This window comes from Sphingobium sp. ba1 (assembly GCF_000743655.1).
Lineage (GTDB): Bacteria > Pseudomonadota > Alphaproteobacteria > Sphingomonadales > Sphingomonadaceae > Sphingobium.
The window spans coordinates 446333-466300 of sequence record NZ_JPPQ01000069.1 but is presented as its reverse complement, the minus strand read 5'-3'; the positions used below and the strand labels follow the sequence as shown (position 1 = coordinate 466300).

At 58.9% G+C, this 19968-nt stretch carries 12 protein-coding genes; 7 read left to right on the top strand and 5 right to left on the bottom strand.

Features of this window, described 5'->3' with window-relative positions; genetic code table 11:
* Positions 1–243 precede the first annotated feature (243 nt).
* From IL54_RS05200 to IL54_RS05185, 4 genes are read left to right on the top strand one after another with little or no spacing between them, the layout of a single operon-like run.
* Positions 244–1347, top strand: a complete 1104-nt coding sequence (locus tag IL54_RS05200; protein WP_037473726.1) for a capsule polysaccharide export protein — start codon at positions 244–246, stop codon at positions 1345–1347.
* An 8-nt stretch (positions 1348–1355) separates the two neighbouring features.
* On the top strand, positions 1356–2153 hold the full coding sequence (locus IL54_RS05195; protein WP_156106267.1) for an ABC transporter permease: 798 nt from the start codon (positions 1356–1358) through the stop codon (positions 2151–2153).
* A complete protein-coding gene (locus IL54_RS05190) occupies positions 2150–2806 on the top strand; it encodes an ABC transporter ATP-binding protein (protein WP_037473724.1) in 657 nt (218 codons plus the stop codon). Before IL54_RS05195 ends, IL54_RS05190 begins: the two co-directional genes overlap by 4 nt.
* Entirely contained in the window at positions 2803–4029 is a 1227-nt protein-coding gene (locus tag IL54_RS05185; protein WP_052027562.1) for a glycosyltransferase, read from the top strand. The genes IL54_RS05190 and IL54_RS05185 overlap by 4 nt, the downstream gene beginning before the upstream one ends.
* Before the next feature lie 19 nt (positions 4030–4048).
* On the opposite strand, the gene rfbD is transcribed toward IL54_RS05185, so the two are convergent.
* From rfbD to rfbA, 3 genes are read right to left on the bottom strand one after another with little or no spacing between them, the layout of a single operon-like run.
* Positions 4049–4906: a dTDP-4-dehydrorhamnose reductase gene (gene rfbD / locus IL54_RS05180; RefSeq protein ID WP_037473722.1), complete on the bottom strand. Its 858-nt coding sequence runs from the start codon at positions 4904–4906 to the stop codon at positions 4049–4051.
* Positions 4903–5448, bottom strand: a complete 546-nt coding sequence (gene rfbC / locus IL54_RS05175; protein WP_037473721.1) for a dTDP-4-dehydrorhamnose 3,5-epimerase — start codon at positions 5446–5448, stop codon at positions 4903–4905. The genes rfbD and rfbC overlap by 4 nt, the downstream gene beginning before the upstream one ends.
* Positions 5445–6329 (bottom strand): glucose-1-phosphate thymidylyltransferase RfbA, encoded by an 885-nt coding sequence (rfbA, locus tag IL54_RS05170; RefSeq protein ID WP_037473719.1) that lies wholly within the window; start codon positions 6327–6329, stop codon positions 5445–5447. Before rfbA ends, rfbC begins: the two co-directional genes overlap by 4 nt.
* A 398-nt stretch (positions 6330–6727) precedes the next feature.
* Here rfbA and IL54_RS05165 point away from each other — a divergent pair, with 398 nt between their 5' ends.
* Positions 6728–11014: a hypothetical protein gene (locus IL54_RS05165; protein ID WP_156106127.1), complete on the top strand. Its 4287-nt coding sequence runs from the start codon at positions 6728–6730 to the stop codon at positions 11012–11014.
* 103 nt (positions 11015–11117) lie between these two features.
* Here the strand turns inward: IL54_RS05165 and IL54_RS05160 are convergent, their stop codons facing one another.
* Together IL54_RS05160 and IL54_RS05155 are read right to left on the bottom strand one after the other, a co-directional pair.
* Positions 11118–12218 (bottom strand): glycosyltransferase family 61 protein, encoded by a 1101-nt coding sequence (locus tag IL54_RS05160; RefSeq protein ID WP_037473715.1) that lies wholly within the window; start codon positions 12216–12218, stop codon positions 11118–11120.
* Between the two features lie 48 nt (positions 12219–12266).
* Positions 12267–16226 carry a glycosyltransferase gene (locus IL54_RS05155; protein WP_037473714.1) on the bottom strand — a complete coding sequence of 1320 codons (3960 nt, stop codon included), beginning with the start codon at positions 16224–16226 and terminating at the stop codon, positions 12267–12269.
* Between the two features lie 395 nt (positions 16227–16621).
* On the opposite strand from IL54_RS05155, the gene IL54_RS05150 reads away from it, so the two are divergent.
* Both IL54_RS05150 and IL54_RS05145 read left to right on the top strand, forming a co-directional pair.
* A complete protein-coding gene (locus IL54_RS05150; protein ID WP_052027561.1) occupies positions 16622–16945 on the top strand; it encodes a hypothetical protein in 324 nt (107 codons plus the stop codon).
* 39 nt (positions 16946–16984) lie between these two features.
* Positions 16985–19945, top strand: a complete 2961-nt coding sequence (locus IL54_RS05145; protein WP_037473712.1) for a glycosyltransferase — start codon at positions 16985–16987, stop codon at positions 19943–19945.
* Positions 19946–19968: the final 23 nt, after the last annotated feature.

Sequence of the window (19968 nt, the reverse complement as noted above, 5' to 3'; positions counted from 1 at the left end):
CGCAAAACAGGCCCCTGACACAAGGCCCACATACCCCGTGCCGATCATCGTGATTTTCATAGTTTGAAACGGTCCCCGTTGTATGACAACGCTTCGCCCTAGCATGAGATTTAGACATTATAAAGGGACGCCATGATACGGCATTCCGGCCGTCGCAAGCCGCAGTACCGTGGTTTCAATCCGCTGGACTTTGAGAAACGCACCTCCTAACACGAGGGCGAACCATAGGCATGCCGGGTACCGATGATCAAAATTCCTGAACGTATCGGCAAATTGCCGACTCTCTTCGTCGCGGCGGTACTTGTACCCACGATGATTTCTGCTGTTTATTTCACAATGAGTTCCGACGTCTATATGTCGGAATCGCGTTTTGTCGTTCGGAGCCCGGAAAAGAGCAATAATACCGGTCTAGGCGCTTTATTCCGGGCCGGCGGGATGTCGAACGACGCCAACGAAGGCTACGCGACTAAGGATTACATGGTTTCGCGCGACGCCCTCGCGGCGCTAAATCGCGACAATCTCGTTTCAAATGCCTATGGCAACGAAAATGTGTCCATTCTCAACCGCTTCAATCCGTTCAACCGGGGGGGCGTGAAAGAAAAGCTCTATAAATATTATACCAAGAAAGTGGAGGTAACCCATGATGTTGCCTCTTCGATCACGGTTTTGAGCGTGCGGGCCTTTACGCCTGAAGACGCGCATGAGATCAACAGACGACTGCTTGTTCAGGCAGAAGCGCTGGTCAACAAGCTGAATGGCCGCGCCCGTTCCGACTTGATCAATTATGCCAATGACGAGCTGGACGAAGCGAAGGCCCTGGCACGGACAGCCGCTCTGGCATTGTCTGATTATCGCAACCGCGAAGGGGTGGTCGATCCCGAAAAGCAGGCGACTGTCCAACTGCAGATGATCTCCAAATTGCAGGACGAGATGATCGCGACGCAAACGCAGTTGATTCAATTGCGCGCCTTCACGCCGCAAAACCCCCAGATCCCTGTGTTGCAGAATCGCGTGCAGTCTTTGAGCCGCGAGATTGACAAGCAAACCGGCCTGGTCGCGGGTAACCAGAAATCGCTGGCCGCTACGGCGGCGCAGTTCCAGCGCCTGCAGCTCGAAAGCCAATTGGCGGATCGTCAGCTTGGTGCAGCGATCAGTTCGCTTCAGGAAGCGCGGAACGAAGCGCGTCGCAAGCGGGCTTATGTCGAACGGATCGTTGAACCCAGCAAGCCCGACTATCCTCTCGAGCCGCGCCGTTTACGCGGCATATTGAGCACATTCGTCGTTGGGTTGGTAATTTGGGCCGTGCTTTCGATGCTTGTGAGCGGCGTCAAGGAACATCGCGACTGATGACGCAGATGCAGGAACCAAGCCCGACCAGTTTCCTGCGGTCCTGGGCAATCCAGCAGCGGGTGATAGGCGCATTGTTGATGCGCGAAGTGATCACCCGCTATGGCAGGCATAATATCGGCTTTCTCTGGCTGTTCGTGGAACCGATGGTTTTTACCATCGGCGTCACGTTGATCTGGACAGCTACCAAAGCGGTTCACGGGTCAGACCTCCCCATCTCGGCTTTTGCCTTGACGGGCTATTCCAGCGTGCTGGTCTGGCGCAATATGCCGTCGCGCCTTGTCGGTTCGATCGAGCCGAACTTATCGCTGATGTACCATCGCAACGTCAAGATAATCGATATATTCGCGGCCCGACTTTTGCTCGAAGCCGTTGGCGTTGGTATTTCTTTTTTCATCCTTACATTGTTCTTCGCCTCGGTTGGTTGGCTTCAATTGCCTGAAGACCCGCTCAAGGTCGTGTTGGGTTGGGTGATGTTGGTTTGGTTCGGCTCGTCTTTGGGCATGTTCCTGGGTGCCCTGTCGAACCGCAGCGAACTGATCGATAAATTTTGGCACCCGGCGGCCTATCTTCTATTCCCTCTCTCCGGCGCTGCCTTTCTTGTAGAGTCCTTGCCTGCTGGATTTCGGGAATGGATTTTATATCTGCCGATGGTACACGGGGTCGAATGTGTCCGCGACGGCTTCTTCGGATCGCAATTCACCCCCTATTATGACATCGGTTATATGGCCCTATGCAATCTTGGCCTTTCTTTATTCGCTTTGGCGGAGATACGACGCGCAAGCCGTAATCTGGTGCCAGCATGATCCAGCTACAGAATATCGGAAAGGCCTATGAAACCCGTCGCGGTCCTCGCTGGGTTTTCCGTAATGTCGACCTGACTATCGGGCGGGGCGAGAAGATCGGGATATTGGGGCGCAATGGCGCTGGAAAATCGACCCTCATCCGCATGATCAGCGGCATCGAGATGTTGAACGAAGGCCGGATCGTCACGGATATGTCGATCAGCTGGCCGCTGGCCTTTTCCGGTGCGTTTCAGCAATCGCTGACCGGGGCCGACAATGTGCGCTTCATTTGTCGCGTTTATGGCAAGAATGTCGATGATGTCATCGCTCTCGTCGATGATTTCGCCGAACTGGGCGCATATATGAACGAGCCAATCAAAAGCTATTCTGCGGGTATGCGCGCCCGGCTGGGTTTCGGCGTATCCCTGGCGGTAGATTTTGATTGCTTCCTCATCGACGAAATCGTCGCTGTCGGGGACGCGCGTTTTCAGCAAAAATGTCATGATGAACTGTTCGTCAAGCGACGTGACCGCTCCATGATCATCGTGTCGCACAATGACGGCTATATCCGCGAACATTGTGATCGGGCGGGCGTTCTGGCGCAACAGACGCTAACGAATTTCGCTGACATGGATGAAGCTTACGCCTTTTATAAGGCGCATGAACGGGAATGAACTGGATAGCCGGGTTGCTCGATCGGTTGATCCTTTCGAAGGCCCAGCGGACGGACCAGGTTCCAGCCGCCCCTCGTCGCTTGCTGGTCGATATGTCCACCATCGCCCAACAGGATGCTGGCACAGGCATTCAGCGCGTGGTCCGCGCCATATGGCTGCACCTGATGCAGATGGATCTGGGCAATATCACCGTCCTGCCAATTGCTGCGACCGCCAAGCGAGGCTATGCCATTGCAGAGGTCGATCCCACAGACGGCCGTTTGTCGCTACCATTGCCCAATGCGCCGCTGATCCATGCCAGCGCCGGGGACATATTCCTGGGGCTGGACCTCGCCGCGCATCGTTTGTCGCGGCATCAGCGGCAACTGGCGCGCTGGCGTCGCTCCGGCGCGTCGATCAATATCGTCATCTATGATCTGTTGCCACTCCAGCACCCACACTGGTTCCCGCGCAGCACGGGGCGCAATTTCGCAAAATGGATAGGCGTGGTCAGCCGCCTGGCGGATCGGGCCATTTGCATCTCGCACCAGGTCGCATCGGACCTCGACACTTGGCTTACCACCAACAAGGTCGCGCGGCGCGATGCCATTGAAGTGACCGTCATGCCGCTGAGCGGTGCCGTCGATGCGACCAACCCCAGCTGCGGTATCGGCGAGAAGGGGCGCGCGGCGATCGCGCGCGCGCAAAGCACGCAGACCCTGTTGATGGTCGGCACCATCGAACCGCGCAAAGGCCATGATTGCGTTCTCGATGCCATGGAGCATCTGTGGCAGACGCAGCCCGACGACGCGCCGCATGTCCTGATCGTGGGGCGGCCGGGCTGGCGCACCGAAGCGATGCAGGCTCGTCTCGCGGCGTTGGAGGCGCGGGCAGACCATCGGTTGACCTGGCTCAGCCAAGCCTCGGACGAACTGCTCGCCGCGCTCTATGCCCGCGCGGCCCTCGTCGTCATGCCATCGCGCGGTGAAGGCTTCGGCCTGCCGATCGTTGAAGCGCTGCGCCAGGGGCGCAAGGTGCTGGCACGCGATCTTCCGGTTTTCCGGGAACTGGCGCGGCCGGGGCTTTTCTATTTTGACGATGATCGCCCGGCGGCGCTTGCCGACAGCATCCTGACCACATTGCAGGAAGCTGATCCGCCGATTCCGGTCGGCGAGGAATGGGACGACAGCGTCGCCATCTTGCTGCGGGCGCTGGGTCTGGAGCAGAAAAAAGCCCCGGCCTGACCGACCGGGGCTTTTGCCTTCAACCCTGTTCTTTGATCTGCGCCATCATGACGCGCAGATTGTCGCGCCAATGCGGCGTCGGTCCGCCCAGCGCTTCGAAGGTCGATGCCTTGTCCAGCACTGAATAATGCGGCCGCGTCGCGGGCGTCGGATAGGCGCTGGTCGGGATCGGAATGACCGTCGCCTTCTGCGTCAGCAGGCCAATCGCCAGCGCTTCCTCCTGGATCGCGACGGCAAAATCGTACCAGCTCGCGGCACCCGCATCGGTATAATGATGTAGGCCGGTGACGCCCGCTTCCGCCATCGTCCACAGCGCTGCGGCAAGGCCCGGCGCATAGGTTGGCGTCCCGATCTGGTCGGCGACCACGCGCACTTCGGGCCGTTCCGCCATCAGTCGCAACATGGTGCGCACGAAATTGCCGCCGGTCGGCGCATAGACCCACGCCGTCCGCACGATCAGCGCGTCCGGCCCGGCCAACTGCTCGCCGATCAGCTTGGTGCGGCCATAGGCGCTCAAAGGGGCGGTTGGCGCATCGGGCGCATAGGGCACGCCCGCCAGCCCATCGAACACGAAATCGGTCGAGACATGGACGAACCGCGCACCAACGGCCCGCGCGGCATCGGCCAGCGTGCCGACCGCCGTCCCATTGATCGCCAAGGCCAGTGCTTCGTCCTGTTCGGCCTTGTCCACCGCCGTATAGGCCGCGGCGTTGAGCAGCAGGTCCGGCTTTTCCTGCGCCAGATACGCCTGCACCGCATCAGCCTGAGTGATGTCGAGTTCATCGACATCGACGCAGCTCAATACCGCTCCGGCCGGTGCCGTCGCCTGCAAACCGCGTCCCAACTGGCCCTTGGCCCCGACGATCACCGCCTTCATGCGAAGGCCTCGATGTCAGCCAACGCCTGACCCTGCGCGTCCTTGCCCGACAGGATCGGCTCGATCCCTTCCAGCGGCCATTCGATGCCCACCGCCGGGTCGTTCCACATCAGCGAATGTTCGGCCGACGGATCATAGGTGGCGGTGCATTTGTAGAGAAACTCGGTGCCATCCTCCAGGCTGATGAAGCCATGGGCAAAGCCCGGCGGCACCCAGAACATCTTCTTGTTCGCGGCGGACAGTTCAAGCCCGACCCATTTGCCGAAATGCGGGCTGGACTTGCGGATATCGACCGCAACGTCCCACACCCGTCCGGCGACCACGCGGACCAGCTTGCCCTGCGGATTGGGGTTCTGGAAATGCAGCCCGCGCAGCACGCCGCGCGCCGACTTGCTGTGATTGTCCTGCACGAAGTCGAGGTCCAGCCCGGCCGCCTTGAAGGCGTCCGCATTCCAGCTTTCGTAGAAAAAGCCGCGATCGTCGCCGAACACGCGCGGTTCGATGATCAAGGGGCCGGGAATGGCGGTTTCGACGATGTTCATGCGATCGCACCCTTGCCTTTGAGAAGGTCCATCAGATAATTGCCATAGCCGCTTTTGCGCAGCGGCGATGCCACTTCTTCCAACTGGGCATCATCGATAAAGCCCTGCCGCCAGGCAATTTCTTCGGGGCAGCAGATCTTCAATCCCTGCCGGTCTTCGGTCACCCGGACATAGAGGGCTGCGTCGAGCAGCGACCCATGCGTCCCAGTGTCGAGCCAGGCATAGCCGCGGCCCATTATTTCGACCGACAATGAGCCTTCTTCGAGATACAAGCGGTTGAGATCGGTGATTTCCAACTCGCCGCGCGGCGAGGGGGCCAGGTCGCGGGCCATGTCCACCGCACGGCCATCATAGAAATAGAGGCCAGTGACGGCATAGTTGGACTTGGGCGCTTCGGGCTTTTCCTCGATCGTCTCGGCGCGGCCGTTCGCATCGAACGACACGACGCCATAGGCTTTGGGATCGCTGACATAATAGCCAAAGACCGTGGCACCGGTTTCACGCTCGCCGGCCCGTTTCAGTAGATCAACCAAGCCATGGCCGTAAAAGATATTGTCGCCCAGGACGAGCGTCGACGGATCGCTGCCGACGAAGTCCGCGCCGATATGATAGGCCTGCGCCAGACCCTTGGGCTCCGGCTGGACCGCATAGGTCAGGTTGATGCCCAATTCCTTGCCATCGCCGAGTAATGCCTGGAAAGACGGTGCATCATGGGGCGTCGTGATGATCATGATATCGCGAATCCCCGACAACATCAGCGTCGAGAGCGGATAATAGATCATCGGCTTGTCATAAACGGGCATCAATTGCTTTGAGACACCCTTGGTCAGTGGATATAGTCTTGTGCCGGAACCACCCGCCAATATTATTCCCTTGCGCACGTATCACTCCCCATGAAAGGCGAATGCGGGTGTAAATTGCGTCGGTTACGATTGCAAGGCGATGTTGCGATGCGGCATATGTCCCAATAGGATAGGAAATCGCCGTGGGCAGAAGGCATCTTGCAGGCTGTTGCGCTCATGTCCGGGCACAAATCGCCATGCTCTGGGTGCGAGGCTTCGGACAGGCTGGCGGGTGGGCGTTTGGCATTGACATAAAAAGTGTAGCGGTCAGAGATATGATGACCAGGGCAATCAGGGGTAGGCTTTAGGTGAACGATACGGTTTCGACTAAGGATGCGGACGCAACAGGTAAAGCACCGCGTGGCCGCGCCGTTGCTGCAACGCCGCAGCCTGCTCCATCAAAGACAACGGTCGCGAAAAGGACCGCAGTTTTGGTCGTGGCGATGCATCGCTCCGGCACCAGCGCCCTGTCTCGCACGCTCAATTTGCTTGGCTGTGAATCATCGCCCAACCTCATGGGTGCGGACGAATATAATGAATCGGGCTATTGGGAATCCCGCCCCATCTATGAGTTGAACGAGAAGATATTGAGTTCCGGCGGCGGGGGCTGGGCCGAATGGATGGAATTCAACCCCAATTGGTTCCGTTCTTCGGCGATGGACCGTTTTCGCGAGCGCGCAGTCGCTTGTATCGAAGCGGAATTTGGCAAGTCCAACCTGTTCGTGATCAAGGATCCGCGGCTCAGCCTGCTTATGCCTTTCTGGCGTAGCGTCTTTGAATCGATGGACATCGAACCGGTCGTGATTCACACGCTGCGCAACCCTATCGAGGTCGCGCAATCGCTGGAACGGCGTAACAAGTTCCTGCAGCCCAAGGGTTTGTTGCTGTGGCTGCGCTATACGTTGGAGGGCGAACGCGGAACACGCGGCCTGCGCCGATTCTTCACCACCTATGATGATTTGATGGACGATTATGTCGGCTTTATCGATCGGTCGCAGGAGACGTTAGGCCTGTTCTGGCCACGAAATTCCGAAAAGCTGCGCCGCGAACTGGCGGGCTTCCTGACGTCCAATCTGCGCCATCACCGTGTTGACGGTAAATCGCTGCGGACGCTGGACTATGCGGCGAAGTGGGTTGAAACCACCTATGAAGTCCTGCGCGGCTTTGCCGAACATGGCGAGGATGCGGCCGGATGCGCGGCGCTTGATGCGGTCCATGCCGAGTTTACGGCAGCGGGTAACGCCATGGGGGCCATCGCCAAGGATAATGACGAGCGCTACGCCCAATTGACGAAATTGCATGCGGAGCGGGACGAGATCGCGGCCAAGCAAATCGAGGCCGAACGGGAAGCCGCTGCTGCAAAGGCCGAACTGGATAAGCTGCGCCAGGCCAAGGTCGAATTGGAACAGCGCACGGCCACGCTGGCCAGCGATGTCGAGCGCGTCAAAAGCGCTAAGGCGGAGATCGAGCAGCGCCAGCGCGCGGGCCAGGGTCAGCGGGAAACGCTGCTGGCGGAGAAAAAGGCGCTGGAAGCAGCCGTTGCCGAGGCGCGCCGCAAGAGCGAGGAATTTGAACGGAACGCGGTAGACCTGAAAACGCGAATCACCAGCGCCGCGAAGGCAAGGGATGATGCAACGGCCACGGTCACCGCGCTGCAGAAGCAGTTGCAGGCCGCGACACAGGAACGCGACGCCCTCCTCGACCAGGGCGAGGCAATGACCGCGACCCTTGCGCAACTCAGCGCTGATCGCGATGCGCTCGAAACCAAACTTGCTGAAATCCACACCGATCGCGATGCGCTTGAGGCGCGCCAGTCGGAGATCGAGGCCAAGGCTGTCGCTGCGTTGGAACGCGCGGAGTCGATCCAGCGGGCAAAGACAGCGTTGGAAGAGCGGCATCTCGCGACCCAGAAGGAACGGGACGCCTTAAGGGACGTGCGCGTCCGGCTGGAAACCGAACAGGCGGAAGCCGCCAAGCAGCAGGCCGCGCTTGCGGCGGAGAAGCAGGCTCTAGCAGCCATGCTCGCCGAAACCAGTGACGACCGCGATGCGCTCAAGAGTCTGCACGCGGAGACTGAAGCGCAGGCGGCGGCCGCACTGGAACGGGCAGGAGCGATCGAGCGCGCCAAATTAGCGTTGGAAGAGCGACATCTAGCCACGCAGAAGGAGCGGGATGGTTTGAGGGAGGCCCGCGCCCGGCTGGAAGCGGAACAGGCCGAAGCGGCAAAGCAGAATGAGGCGCTCGCCGCAGAGAAGCACGCGCTGGAGCAGGCCGTCGCGCAAGCGCATGAGAACCAGGCCGAATTGACGTCCAGTCGTGCCGAACTGGAAACCCGACTTGCCGCTGCTCAACAGCAGGCCAGTGGGATCGAGAAGGCAAAGCTGGCCTTGGAAGAGCGTCATCTCGCTACGCAAAAGGATCGCGATGGTCTGAGGGAAATACGCGCCCGGCTGGAAGCGCAACTCGCTACCGCCCGGCAGCGGACCCAGGCAGTTCAGCAAGAAAAACGCGTTCTGGAAGAACAGCATCTTGTAACGCAAACCGAGCGCGATTCACTGCGCAACGAGCGCGCAATGCTGGCAACGGATAAGGCGGCAGCGCTGAAGGAAGTTGCGGCGTTGGAGGCGCAAGCCTTGGCGCTGGAACAGGCGATGACCGAAGCGCGGCAGCAGCGCGAGGCTTTGAGCGCCGCCAATAGCGCGCTCGAAGCGAATTTGGGAGCGGAGGCCAAGCGAGCCGACGCACTGGAGCACGCCCAGGCCGCGCTGGAAAATGACTATCAGGTCGCCCGGCAGGATAGGGACGCCATTCGCGCGGCTCTTGCCGAACGCAACCAGACAATCGATTCCCTGCATCGGCAATTGGCGGAAAAGGATGATGCGATTGCAAGCCGCGATCGCGATCTGGCTGGCTTGACTCAAGCGTTGGCGGCGACAGAGCAAGCCGTCGCCGACGGGCAGATGAAGCTCAATCAGACCGAGCAGATCGCCCGCGAATGGGAGGACAAGTCCCGTCAACAGGACGAACAGCTCAAAGCGTTGCGCGCTGCGAGTGAAGCCGACATCGCGGAGTTGCAGAACAGGCTGGCGCAAACCGAAAGCGCTCTGCGCCAGCGTCAGCTCGAAACGGAACAAGCCGCAGAAGCTCTGCTTGCCGCCAGCAAACAGGCGCATGAGGATCGCGCTGATTGGAACAAGCGCCAGACTGCCCTTCAAAATCAGCTCGCCGAAGCAGGACGAAAGGCGGCTGAACTGGATCGGCGCCGCGCCGAGACAGAGGCCGCGCTTCAGACTCGTTTCGGTGAAATCGCGCTCATCAGCGAACAACTGGCGTTGCGCGAAAGCGATCTGTCGGCCGCGAAGTTTGCCCTGGACGATCATGCGCGCGCGCTGGAAGCGATCAGCCGGACGGCCCATGAACGACAGGCGCGTATCCTCGATCTGGAAACAACCGTCGCGGGTCAGGCCACGGAGTTGGACGCGGTAAGAGCCTCGCTCGAACATGACCGCAAAATGCTGGACGAATTGCGCGCCACCGTTGGCAACCGCGATGCGAAAGTCATGGAACTGGAGGAGCATATCCGTGCGCGCGAGGCGGCATTGTCAGCGGCGGTCGAGGACCATGCGCGCGCGCTGGAGACGATCAGTCAGACGGCCGATGAACGCCAGGCACGCATCCTGGATCTGGAGGTAACGGTCGCGGGTCAGTCCACGGAACTGGACGCTGTGAAGGTCTCGCTGGAACGCGATCGCAAAGCGCTTGAGGACATGCGCGCTGCGGTTGGTGATCGGGACGCTCACGTCGCCGAATTGGAAACAGTGTTGGAGGAGCGGCGCGCCAAGTTGGCGGCGGCCGAGGACGAATTGGATAGGCAGCGTCAGGCGCTCGATCAGATGGAGCGAGTGGCAAGCGAGCGTGGCGCGCAAGTCGAGGATCTCAGCACAGAATTGCAACAGCACAGCGCGAAGCTGGCCGATGCGGCGCAAGATCTTGATGTGGTGCGCCAGGCGCTTGAAACGGAGCGGGCTTTGGCGGAGCAAAATGGCGCACGCGTCAAACAACTGTCCGCCATAATCAATGATAATCAGAATGAAGCCAACAAACGCTATCTACAAATGTCGCGATTGCAGGATGGTTTGGCAGAGCATCAACGTCTGATTGCGCAAGAACAGGCCGAGAAGGCCAAATTGCGTACCGAGTTGGACGACGCCACGGAGCAACTTGCCAAGCGGCGCGAACAGATGGATCAGGCGCAAGAGACTTTGCAGGATCGAAATCAACGGCTGATGAAAGCCGAAGCGGCCCATCAAGCTCTATTAGCCAATCTTGAAAAGGCGAGAGAGGAGGCGGGCCGGCAAAAGGAGATGTTGCGCGCCACAATGCTCGCCAATCGGGCGCAATTGAGTGAGCGGGATCGCAAGATCGATGAGGCCTGCGCCGCCAGCCTGCATGTCTACCATCAAATGTCGAAGACGCTCCAAACTATGCTGGCGCAGGCGAAGCTGCCCTTCCCGGCGCTGACCGGTAAGAGGACCGAGCAACGCCAGCGCCGCATAGTGGAAGATTATGCACAGTTTGATCCGGACTGGTATCTGGCCCATTATACGGACGTGTCAGAGGTCGGCATGGACCCTGTGCTGCACTTCATTCACCATGGCCTTGCCGAAGGCCGTTCGCCCAACGCCGCGACGGAAGCATTGCGTCAGGCTGCATTGGGGCAGTAAAAAAAGTATCTATGTGCTTATCGAAGGCATGTCGATGCCACCTTGGTGGCATTGACATGCCTGATCCCCATCGGTAGCCGAAAAATAGGGAAACCCGGCCGGGTTAAGCTGGCTGTTTCCCTTGTCTCCGGGCTATCCGCGCCAATGCTGCATCGACGATCCTGCATAGCAGGGCAGGGTCTGCCGTAAAATCGGCGTTGCCCAATTGGGAAGGGTCTGCACTATCACCGAAAAGGAAGGAGAAAGTCTGGTCTCGGATGCCTGCCATATCCCAAAAGAAAAATTCATGCCCATGATCGGGGCTGAGCGCCACGACCTCGCAATGTTCGGGGCCCCATAGGATATTGGCCATCGTTGCATCCGTCGTGCCCACGACCATTTCGGCCTCGGCAAACAGGGCGACCTGCTCATCGATACTCATCGACTGCGGCGCAACGATAGTGAAATTACGCTTCGTCAATTGGCTCACAATATCCGGCTCGTTCAGCAGCCTGCGCTTGGTAGCGCCGTCTCGGCTGATGTAGAGGCGGCGATGCGCCTTGCCATGCGGCACCTTTGCCCGCGCCTGGGCCGATACATGGCGCAAGCCGGTAAAATCATGCGTATGGCTATGGATAGAGTTGACCGTGATAAAATGCAGTAGGTCAAAGCGCGTCGGCTCTGAACCAAGCCAAAGTATCTCATCATCCCGTACGCCCAGCCATTCCAGCGTACGTTGGCGCATGGGGCGCATGTCAGCTGGCGAAGCAGGTACGGCAAATTGTATCGCCTGTTGGGGAAACATCGCCCGAAACTCTCGCACCCGCGGCAGAAGTTCGGCGAGCCAATGGGCAAAATCACTGTCGCCTGCCTTACGCAGCAGCGCCGTCGGTCGCGGCTCATGACGAACCACCCGATCTTCCTGAGGAGGGGTGACGTCGCGTGCGCCTACGATTGTTTCCTGGACGACGATACCTTGTTCCGACCGCACAAAGCCATTCTGGAAAACAACCGCATTGCGCATCGTCGCCAGGAACGCAGACGGCAGCCGCGCAATGTCGCGCTTGAGGACAGCTTCGGTTCGGCTTTGCCAATGCCCCTTAAGTTGTTCGACATTGGCGAATTGCGGCATCATGCTTGGATATGTCTGCACGCGCGCGATTGGACGAAGCGTCGCTCCACACGTCGCGGCATCTTCTGTTTTGAAAATCTGATTATCCGTCATCTGCTAGGGATTATTATAATTTTACCATTTTCGAAAGCGGATCGCGCATCATGACATCAAAATATTCAGCACCAGATCGTCATATTCAGGAATGCTCGTTTGTAAGCCAAAGGACCGCAGTGCCTTTGCCTTGATGATATCCCGTTTTGAACGGTTGATTTCTACCTGCTGAATAGCCGTTTCGAGACCGAGCACCCAAGTATCGACATCGTTTGGTATAAGCGTCAATCCTTCCAACTCAGCAGCGATCTCCCGAAAAGCTGGAACGTCCGACGCCAGCACGGGAAGGCCCAGGGCTGCGCCTTCGATGGCTTTCAAGCCGCTCTTGTAAAGATTGAATGTCGAGTCGATCAATGGTGCCAGGGCTAGATCAAAATCAGCCGCCTGTTCCCGCAGCCAAGGTACGAACGAAGAATAATTTCTGGCATGGATAGGTACGGCGATCCTTTCGATCCATTCAGGGGTCGCTTCTTGTTGAATGCCAACGACAGCCAGCCGAAAATGCGGGTAGCGCGCCTGGATCGCCTCGATTGCAGGCTCGATCATGGCGAGATCTTCGGCATGCGTGACACTGCCAAAATAGAGTGCGCGCACATTTTCGTCAGGATTGCGGCGCGCGCTATACCCCCGCCAAAGCGCATTGCTTATACGATTGGGGAGTAGATGGACCCGTTCATTGACTTCGGATATGCGCGTAACGAGTTGATCCGTCGAGACAGTTACTCCTTTCGCCTGAACTAAAAGCCGTTGCAGATAGGGCGCATAGGCACGATAGCTGCCGGTAGGATCTTTATCAGACGGGACATCCAGCAGGTCATCGTCCAGATCGACCATATATCCCACCCCTGCTGCGTCGAACGCACGCAATAGGGGCACCACCATCGTCGCTGGGACGGCGTTGCGTTGGATGATCGCGCCATCAATTGATCCCGACCGCAGGTTGGCCAACAGCGCCTCTGGCGTCATACGAACAAAAATGGCGTTGCGGTCAAAGCTATTGCGGGTGCGCTCCCACAACCGGATGAAAGTGGAAGCATTGGCTAGTTGAAGCTGTCGGTCTGCTGGTGCAGTCACGGCAATTATTGGCGCCCGATCCTGGCCTCCCGCCTGCCGGTAGACGTTCAGATAGCGGGCACCCATCAATTGCGTCGATTCTCCCGGCCCCACATCATTTTGCCATGCAGTAAGGGCGGCATCGACTTTGTTCTGCTCCGACACATCAAACGCCAAAGCGAGTATCTTCTCATACAGCGCGTCAATATCGTCGTGAGGAAGCACCCACCCGGCCTCGCTGGTGCGAACACGGCCCGCGACCGTTGGGAAATCGAAGACCAAGGGCGGAACGCCAACGGACCATAGTTCGGTCAATGTATGGCAATATGTTTCGTCCCAGATGGAAAAAACGGCGCCAAGGTGGACGCTGAGCGCTTTTACGCGCTGGGCAAATTCATCACGCTTATAGGCGCCATGTTGTATCAGGCGGGGATGGCTGATTCCCTGCGTGGGATCGATGTTTCCGAGAATGTGGAACTCTAGCAGCCCTGCGCTATCCCGATCGAGCAGGGCACGGATGATCCCCAGTCCCTTGGCCATACTGATGTTGCCGGGTACGAGTATCCGCAAGGGATCGCCATGACGCGGACGTTGGCGCAAAATGGCCAATTGTTGGAAATTGCGACCGTGTGGAATGACGTGAAAGCGATCCGGCTCGATGCCCGGCAAATGGGTGAGGATGGTCGTGCGGGCGCTATCCGATGTCGTGACAAAGGCATCACAAGGCGTCAGCGCCTCAACGAATCGGGTGCGCCAATACCGGATCCATTCGGCATCCAGCTTGGGCATCGAATCCGCGGGCCACAATTCCGGCATGGCTGTGCCATTCAACAGGGCGAGATCGCCGCCGTAGAAAGTGCCATCCGCGCGCATCAACTTGATCGACGGACAAAGGGCATAAAAATCGTGAAAGGAAAATACCACGGTACAACCCTGCGCCTTGGCAATGCGCGGAAGGTTCAGGCTGTGCCATCCCAGGTGGCGGATATGCACCAATTCAAAATCGAACCGGCGAAGCCATTCCGCGATGACCCCATCATATTCTGACGAGATGTGGCGGATAGGGTCCAATCTTTCCTGAAGTTCATGCCGGGCAACTTCTTTGAAATTATCGCCTTCCCGGCGCATCAGGATCATATGCCTGCTATCGCAGCGCATCAGCCAAGAATCAAAACCGTCGGCCAGTGCGCCCATCAGATCCAGGTTGGTTTGGGGGGTGCCGCCGGTTTGCGTTGCGACCACAAACAGCAATCGGGACTGTGTCTCGCGCGGAACCGTGCAATCGCGCTGCGCCATCCGGGCGTGAATGCGCGCGAGCCCAATATCTGTTCCCGAAGAAAATACGCGGATCGCAGTCTTATATTCTGGATATCGCGCATCGATGACGGAACGGCCTGATTTCATCAGGTCGGTCTTGGCTCCGCCGAAACTCTTGGATCGATCATGGAAAACATAGGTGCGATCGTCGATCACGTTCGACCAGCCCGCTCGGCCCGCTCGCATACAAAAGTCATTTTCCTCGCCATAGCCACGCGGGAAGGCGACTTCGTCCAGGCTACCGATCTCGTCGATGCAGGCCCGATTGACGAACATGCAGAAACCATTGCCGGTCGGCACGATCGGATACAGACCCAGCGCCCTGCGCCGGAAGGCACGAGCATAGGTGACTTCATCCACGCCCGGCGGCAGTTCATTATCATTGCCGATATTCGGCGCGGAAAAGGCGCCGGCGCGATCCGACATCGCCGTAACCGTCGCGACACGTGGACGGGAACTGGCGGCGGTCAACATGCCTTCAAGCCAGCCGTGCGTCACCCGCGCATCGCTGTTGAGCAAGACAGCATGCTTCTTGCCAATTTCTGCAAGGCCGCGATTGACCGTCCGGGTAAAGCCGATATTCGCGTCGTTACGCAATACGCGCATATTGGGATGGGTTTTTGCCTGCTCCATCAACGTAGCTATCCGGTCGTCGGGGGAAGCATCGTCGATAAACAGAATTTCTACATCGTCTGTAGTGAATGCCGCCAGCCTGTCGATGCAATTTACGACATCGTCATAAGCGTTATAGACAGGGATGATGATCGCAGTATCGCGTGGCAAGATAGGCGCAACATAGCTGGTCCAACGATTGTGGCGTTGTTCTGCCTCAATCGTTATCTCTCGTGAGAGAACCTTCCCGTCGGGCGTGCGCAAACCAATATTATAGGTGCCTGACCCCAATTCCGCCAAGGGCAGGGCGACCTGTATCCCGCCGATCCCGTCTGAAAGCCCTGCACGAAGCAAGTCGCTACGACGATGTTCGTTGCGAGCGTGGCAGAAGAACATATCGTCAATCAAAATATCGATCGAAAAACATTCTGCTTGATCAAGCGTATTGACGGCCCAACCGCGCAATTCTGTCTTGGATAGGCTCTCGATCCGGGCCTTGCAGGAATAGGCGGGCTGCGGCTTAACCGGCGCGGAGGCTATGATGGAAGGAGCAGCCTCCATGGGTGCCGCTTTGCTATGCACGGCGCTTGGCGGGATTTCAGGTGCCGCCTCAATGGCTACCGCTTCGCTCTGCGCGTCGGTTGCCGTCTCGCCCGCCGTGGGGGCCACCATCCCGCTCAACGCGGGCGTCCTATCGGACGTCAGAACAACTTCCACCAGAACTGGCATGCCCTCTTCCAGCGTCAACCCATCGGGCAGGTCGTTCGCCAATGTTCCGACAAATCCGCAATGGGCTTGGGGAAAGCCGGCGTCGACGACATCCTGTCGCTCGACATTCGCTGACACATTGGTGGCGACGGGCATCCCTTCGATCAGAATGTCGATCGTCAGTGGATCGTCAATCCCTTCCGCCTTTACCCAACCGATTACGGTGCCGCCCCTGATCTCATCAATATGTCCGATGAAAGTCCGCATTTGGGTCGCCTCGTCGGAAGGAGGGGCGCTCTGGGTCAGGATATCGTTCATACATCCACTCTGATTGTCGTCACGCAAGCAAATCACTTGCCAAACGGGAAGGAAGATTTGCATCCCCTTGATATATAAATGCGGTCAACCGTCTAGTCTGCTCTGGCCAGAATTTTGGCGCAGTGCAGCAAGATATGCAGATCATTGCGCTAAACGGTCAATGTGTCATTGGCGCGGCAGCGGCAATGACGTCCTGATTTTCCCGTAGGATGCTATAGGGCAGTCTCTTCGCATCTGCGTTGATCTTCCGGCCGGTCCGCGTTATCCTTTCGCCCTGATAACAATACGTGTCTTTTCGCTACGGAAAGAGCAAGGCCATACGGGTTGCACAGGGGAGCGTGCCGGTTGGCGTTTCGATGCCGGTGAATCGATTTGGATTGTACGGGGGAAATTAAGTGAGTCAGATCAGTGTAGCGACCGCTGTGTCCGCGCAGGATGTTGCGCGGATTAAGGAATCGGGCCTGTTTGACGAGGCATGGTATGTTCGGACCTATCCCGATGTCGCCATCCTTAACATGGACCCGGTCGAACATTATCTTTGGCTTGGCGCGCGGCTGAACCGCGATCCCTCGCCCCATTTCAGCACGAGCGGCTATTTCGAGGTCAATCCCGACGTCCGCGACGCAGGCGCGAATCCGCTGGCTCATTATGTCAAAAACGGACAGCGCGAAGGCCGCAAGATCGCGCCGCGCCGCCGCGCGGCCGACCCCGCCGCCTAGCGTCAAGGCGCGATCGATGTCATTGATGATGCGCCCTCGGTGCTGCTCTGCGCGCATGAAGTGAACCCGCAAATGTTCGGCGGCGAACGCAGTTTCATCGACATGCTCGACGCGCTCGCGCAGATGAAGCTCAACGTCTATGTCGCCGTCCCGCGCGAAGGCAATCCCGACTATATCGATCTGCTGCGGCAGAAAAGCTGCGGCCTCTATTCCTTCCCCTATTTCCAATGGACGAAGAATCGCGGCCCCGACGAAACCTCGATCGAGGATTTCATCCACATCATCGAGCAGCGCAACATCGCCCTCGTTTATTGCAACACCATCGTCCTGGTCGACCCGCTGATTGCCGCGCGCCGCGCCGGCCGCTTGACCGCCATCCATGCGCGCGAACTGATCGACCATGACGAGCATCTGTGCGACCGCATGGGCATGGATGCGGCCGGGATCATCAAGCGCATCCTGCACCAGACCGACTATGTTATCGCCAATTCCGCCGCGACGCAAAAGCTGTTCGCGCATAGCCGCCGCAGCTTCCATGTCCCCAACGTCGCCAAGGTCGATTCGCTCGACATGCCCAATGTCGTGGGCGAACATGTGGTGTTCGGCATCGTCAGCTCGAACATTCCCAAAAAGGGCATCGCCGATTTCGTGGAGGTCGCGCGCCGGGCGGAGGAATTGGTGCCCAACGCCCGCTTCCGCGTCATCGGCCCGGAAAATGCCTATGTCGAAGAATTGAAAGAAGCCGGACTGCCCGGCAATCTGGAATTTGCGGGCTATGCCGACAGCCCGGCCGAGGCGATGGCGCAGCTCAACGTCGTGATGGCGCTGTCCCACTTCGCGGAATCCTTCGGCCGCACCGTGGCCGAGGCGCAGGCCGCGCGCCGTCCGGTGATCGGCTATCGCTGGGGCGCGGTGCCCGAACTGATCGATGATGGCCAGACCGGCTTCCTGGTCGGTTACAAGGATGTCGAGGCGGTGGTCGCGCGCGTCAATACGCTGTGCAAGGATCCTGGCCTGATCGCGACCATGGGCACTGCCGGGCGTGAAAAGATCATCCGCCAATTCTCGCCCGTCGTGCTGCGCAACAATCTGCGCCACGCCCTCTCGGCTATTCTTGCGGAAGACGTCCCATTACGGGACGATGAGACCCGCCGCCTCACCATCATCGTGCCGGTTTATAACGCGCCCGAAGCGGTCGAGCGCTGCCTGACCTCGGTGCTGGCGAAAACCGATCTCACCCGTGATCGCGTGCTGATGATCAATGATGGCAGCAGCAACGAACTGGTGCAGCCGCTGCTGGATCGCTTCGCCCGCCATCCCGGCTTCCACCTGCTCGTGAACCCGCAGAATATGGGCTATACCCGCACCATCAATCGCGGCATCCGCTGGGCGGAGGGCGATGATATCCTGCTGCTCAATAGCGACACGATCGTCCATGACGGCTGGATCGACGGCATGCGCAAGGTCGCCTTCGGCACGCCCAAGGCGGGCACGGTGACGGCGATGGGCGACAATTCGGGCAGCTTCTCCTTCCCGGTCGCCAATATCGTCAATGCCAAGCCCGACGATATGAGCCATGACGATTGGGCCAAGCGGATCATCGCCTTCACCCAGGTCTCCGAGCCGATCGACGTGCCGACCGGCAATGGCTTTTGCCTCTATATCCGTCGTGACCTGATGGATCATATCGGCCTGTTCGACGAAGAGACGTTCCCGCGCGGCTATGGCGAGGAAAATGATTTCTGCATGCGCACGATGAAGGCCGGGTGGAAGAATTTCATCACCCCCCATGCCTATGTCTTCCACCAGCGCACCGCCAGCTTCGGCGGCGAAAAGGATGGCCTCATCAAGACGGCGATGGAAATCGTCCACCAACGCTATCCCGACTATGCCCGCCGGGTAAAATCCGCCTTCGGGTCGGGCCGGATGAAGGCGCTGCGCGCGCTTTCGGCCAAGGCGTTCGAGGGCGCACCCGTGCCCACGCAGCCTGCGTGGCACAACGCGCCGGTCGGCGAACCGACCGATCGCCCCGGCTATCGCGCCGGACCGGAAAAGCGCTTCCTCTCGCTCAACAAGATGGTGATCGACTGGCACACGATCCGCGGGCAGGCGCCACAGCGCGACCCCGATCTCGTCTCGATCATCGTGTGCGTCTTCAACCAATATTCGCTGACCAATAAATGCCTCAACGCGCTCGCGCGCCATTGCGGCCGGGCGAAGGTCGAATTCATCATGGTCAATAATGGCAGTGATGAAGAAACGTCGGGCCTGCTCGACAGCTGGGCGGAGCGGGACGGGCGCGTCACCGTCATCTACAATTTCGACAATCTCAACTTCTCGCTCGGCAATAATATCGGATTTGCCGCCTCGCAGGGCGCGCGCGTGGTCTTCCTCAACAATGATACCGAAGTGAAGGCCGGCTGGATGGAGCCGCTGCTCGCGCCGCTGGCCGACCCGGACGTCAAGGGCACGCAACCCAAACTGCTCTACCCCGACGGTCGCCTCCAGTGCATGGGCGTGGTCTTTTCCGGCAAGACGCCGCTCGGCTACCCCATCTATGTCGATGAGGCCGCCGACTCCCCGCTGGTGACGCAAAACCGTCGCTTCCGTGCCATCACCGGCGCCTGCTTCGCGATGCGCGCCACCGACTTCGCGGCAGTCGGCGGCTTCGACCCGGTGTTCATCAACGGACAGGAAGATATCGACCTCTGCTATCGCGTCGGCCATGGTGCCAATGTGTTCGAATATGTCGCCGCGTCCACCGTCACCCATCATGAAGGCCGCACCAAGGGCCGCGGCCGCTTCATCACCCACAACCGCTACAGCTATGCCGCACGCTGGAATGATGTGTTTCCGGGCGACGATGCCGATCATTATGCGAAGGACGGGTTCATCGTCGCCGAATATCAGATCGACCGCCCGGAACTGGATGGAAAAAGCATTGCATGCTGGCGCGCGAAGATTGAGGCTAAGAGCGAACTGATCGCCGAAGCGGGTTGAAGCAGGCTAAGGGTCGATAACAG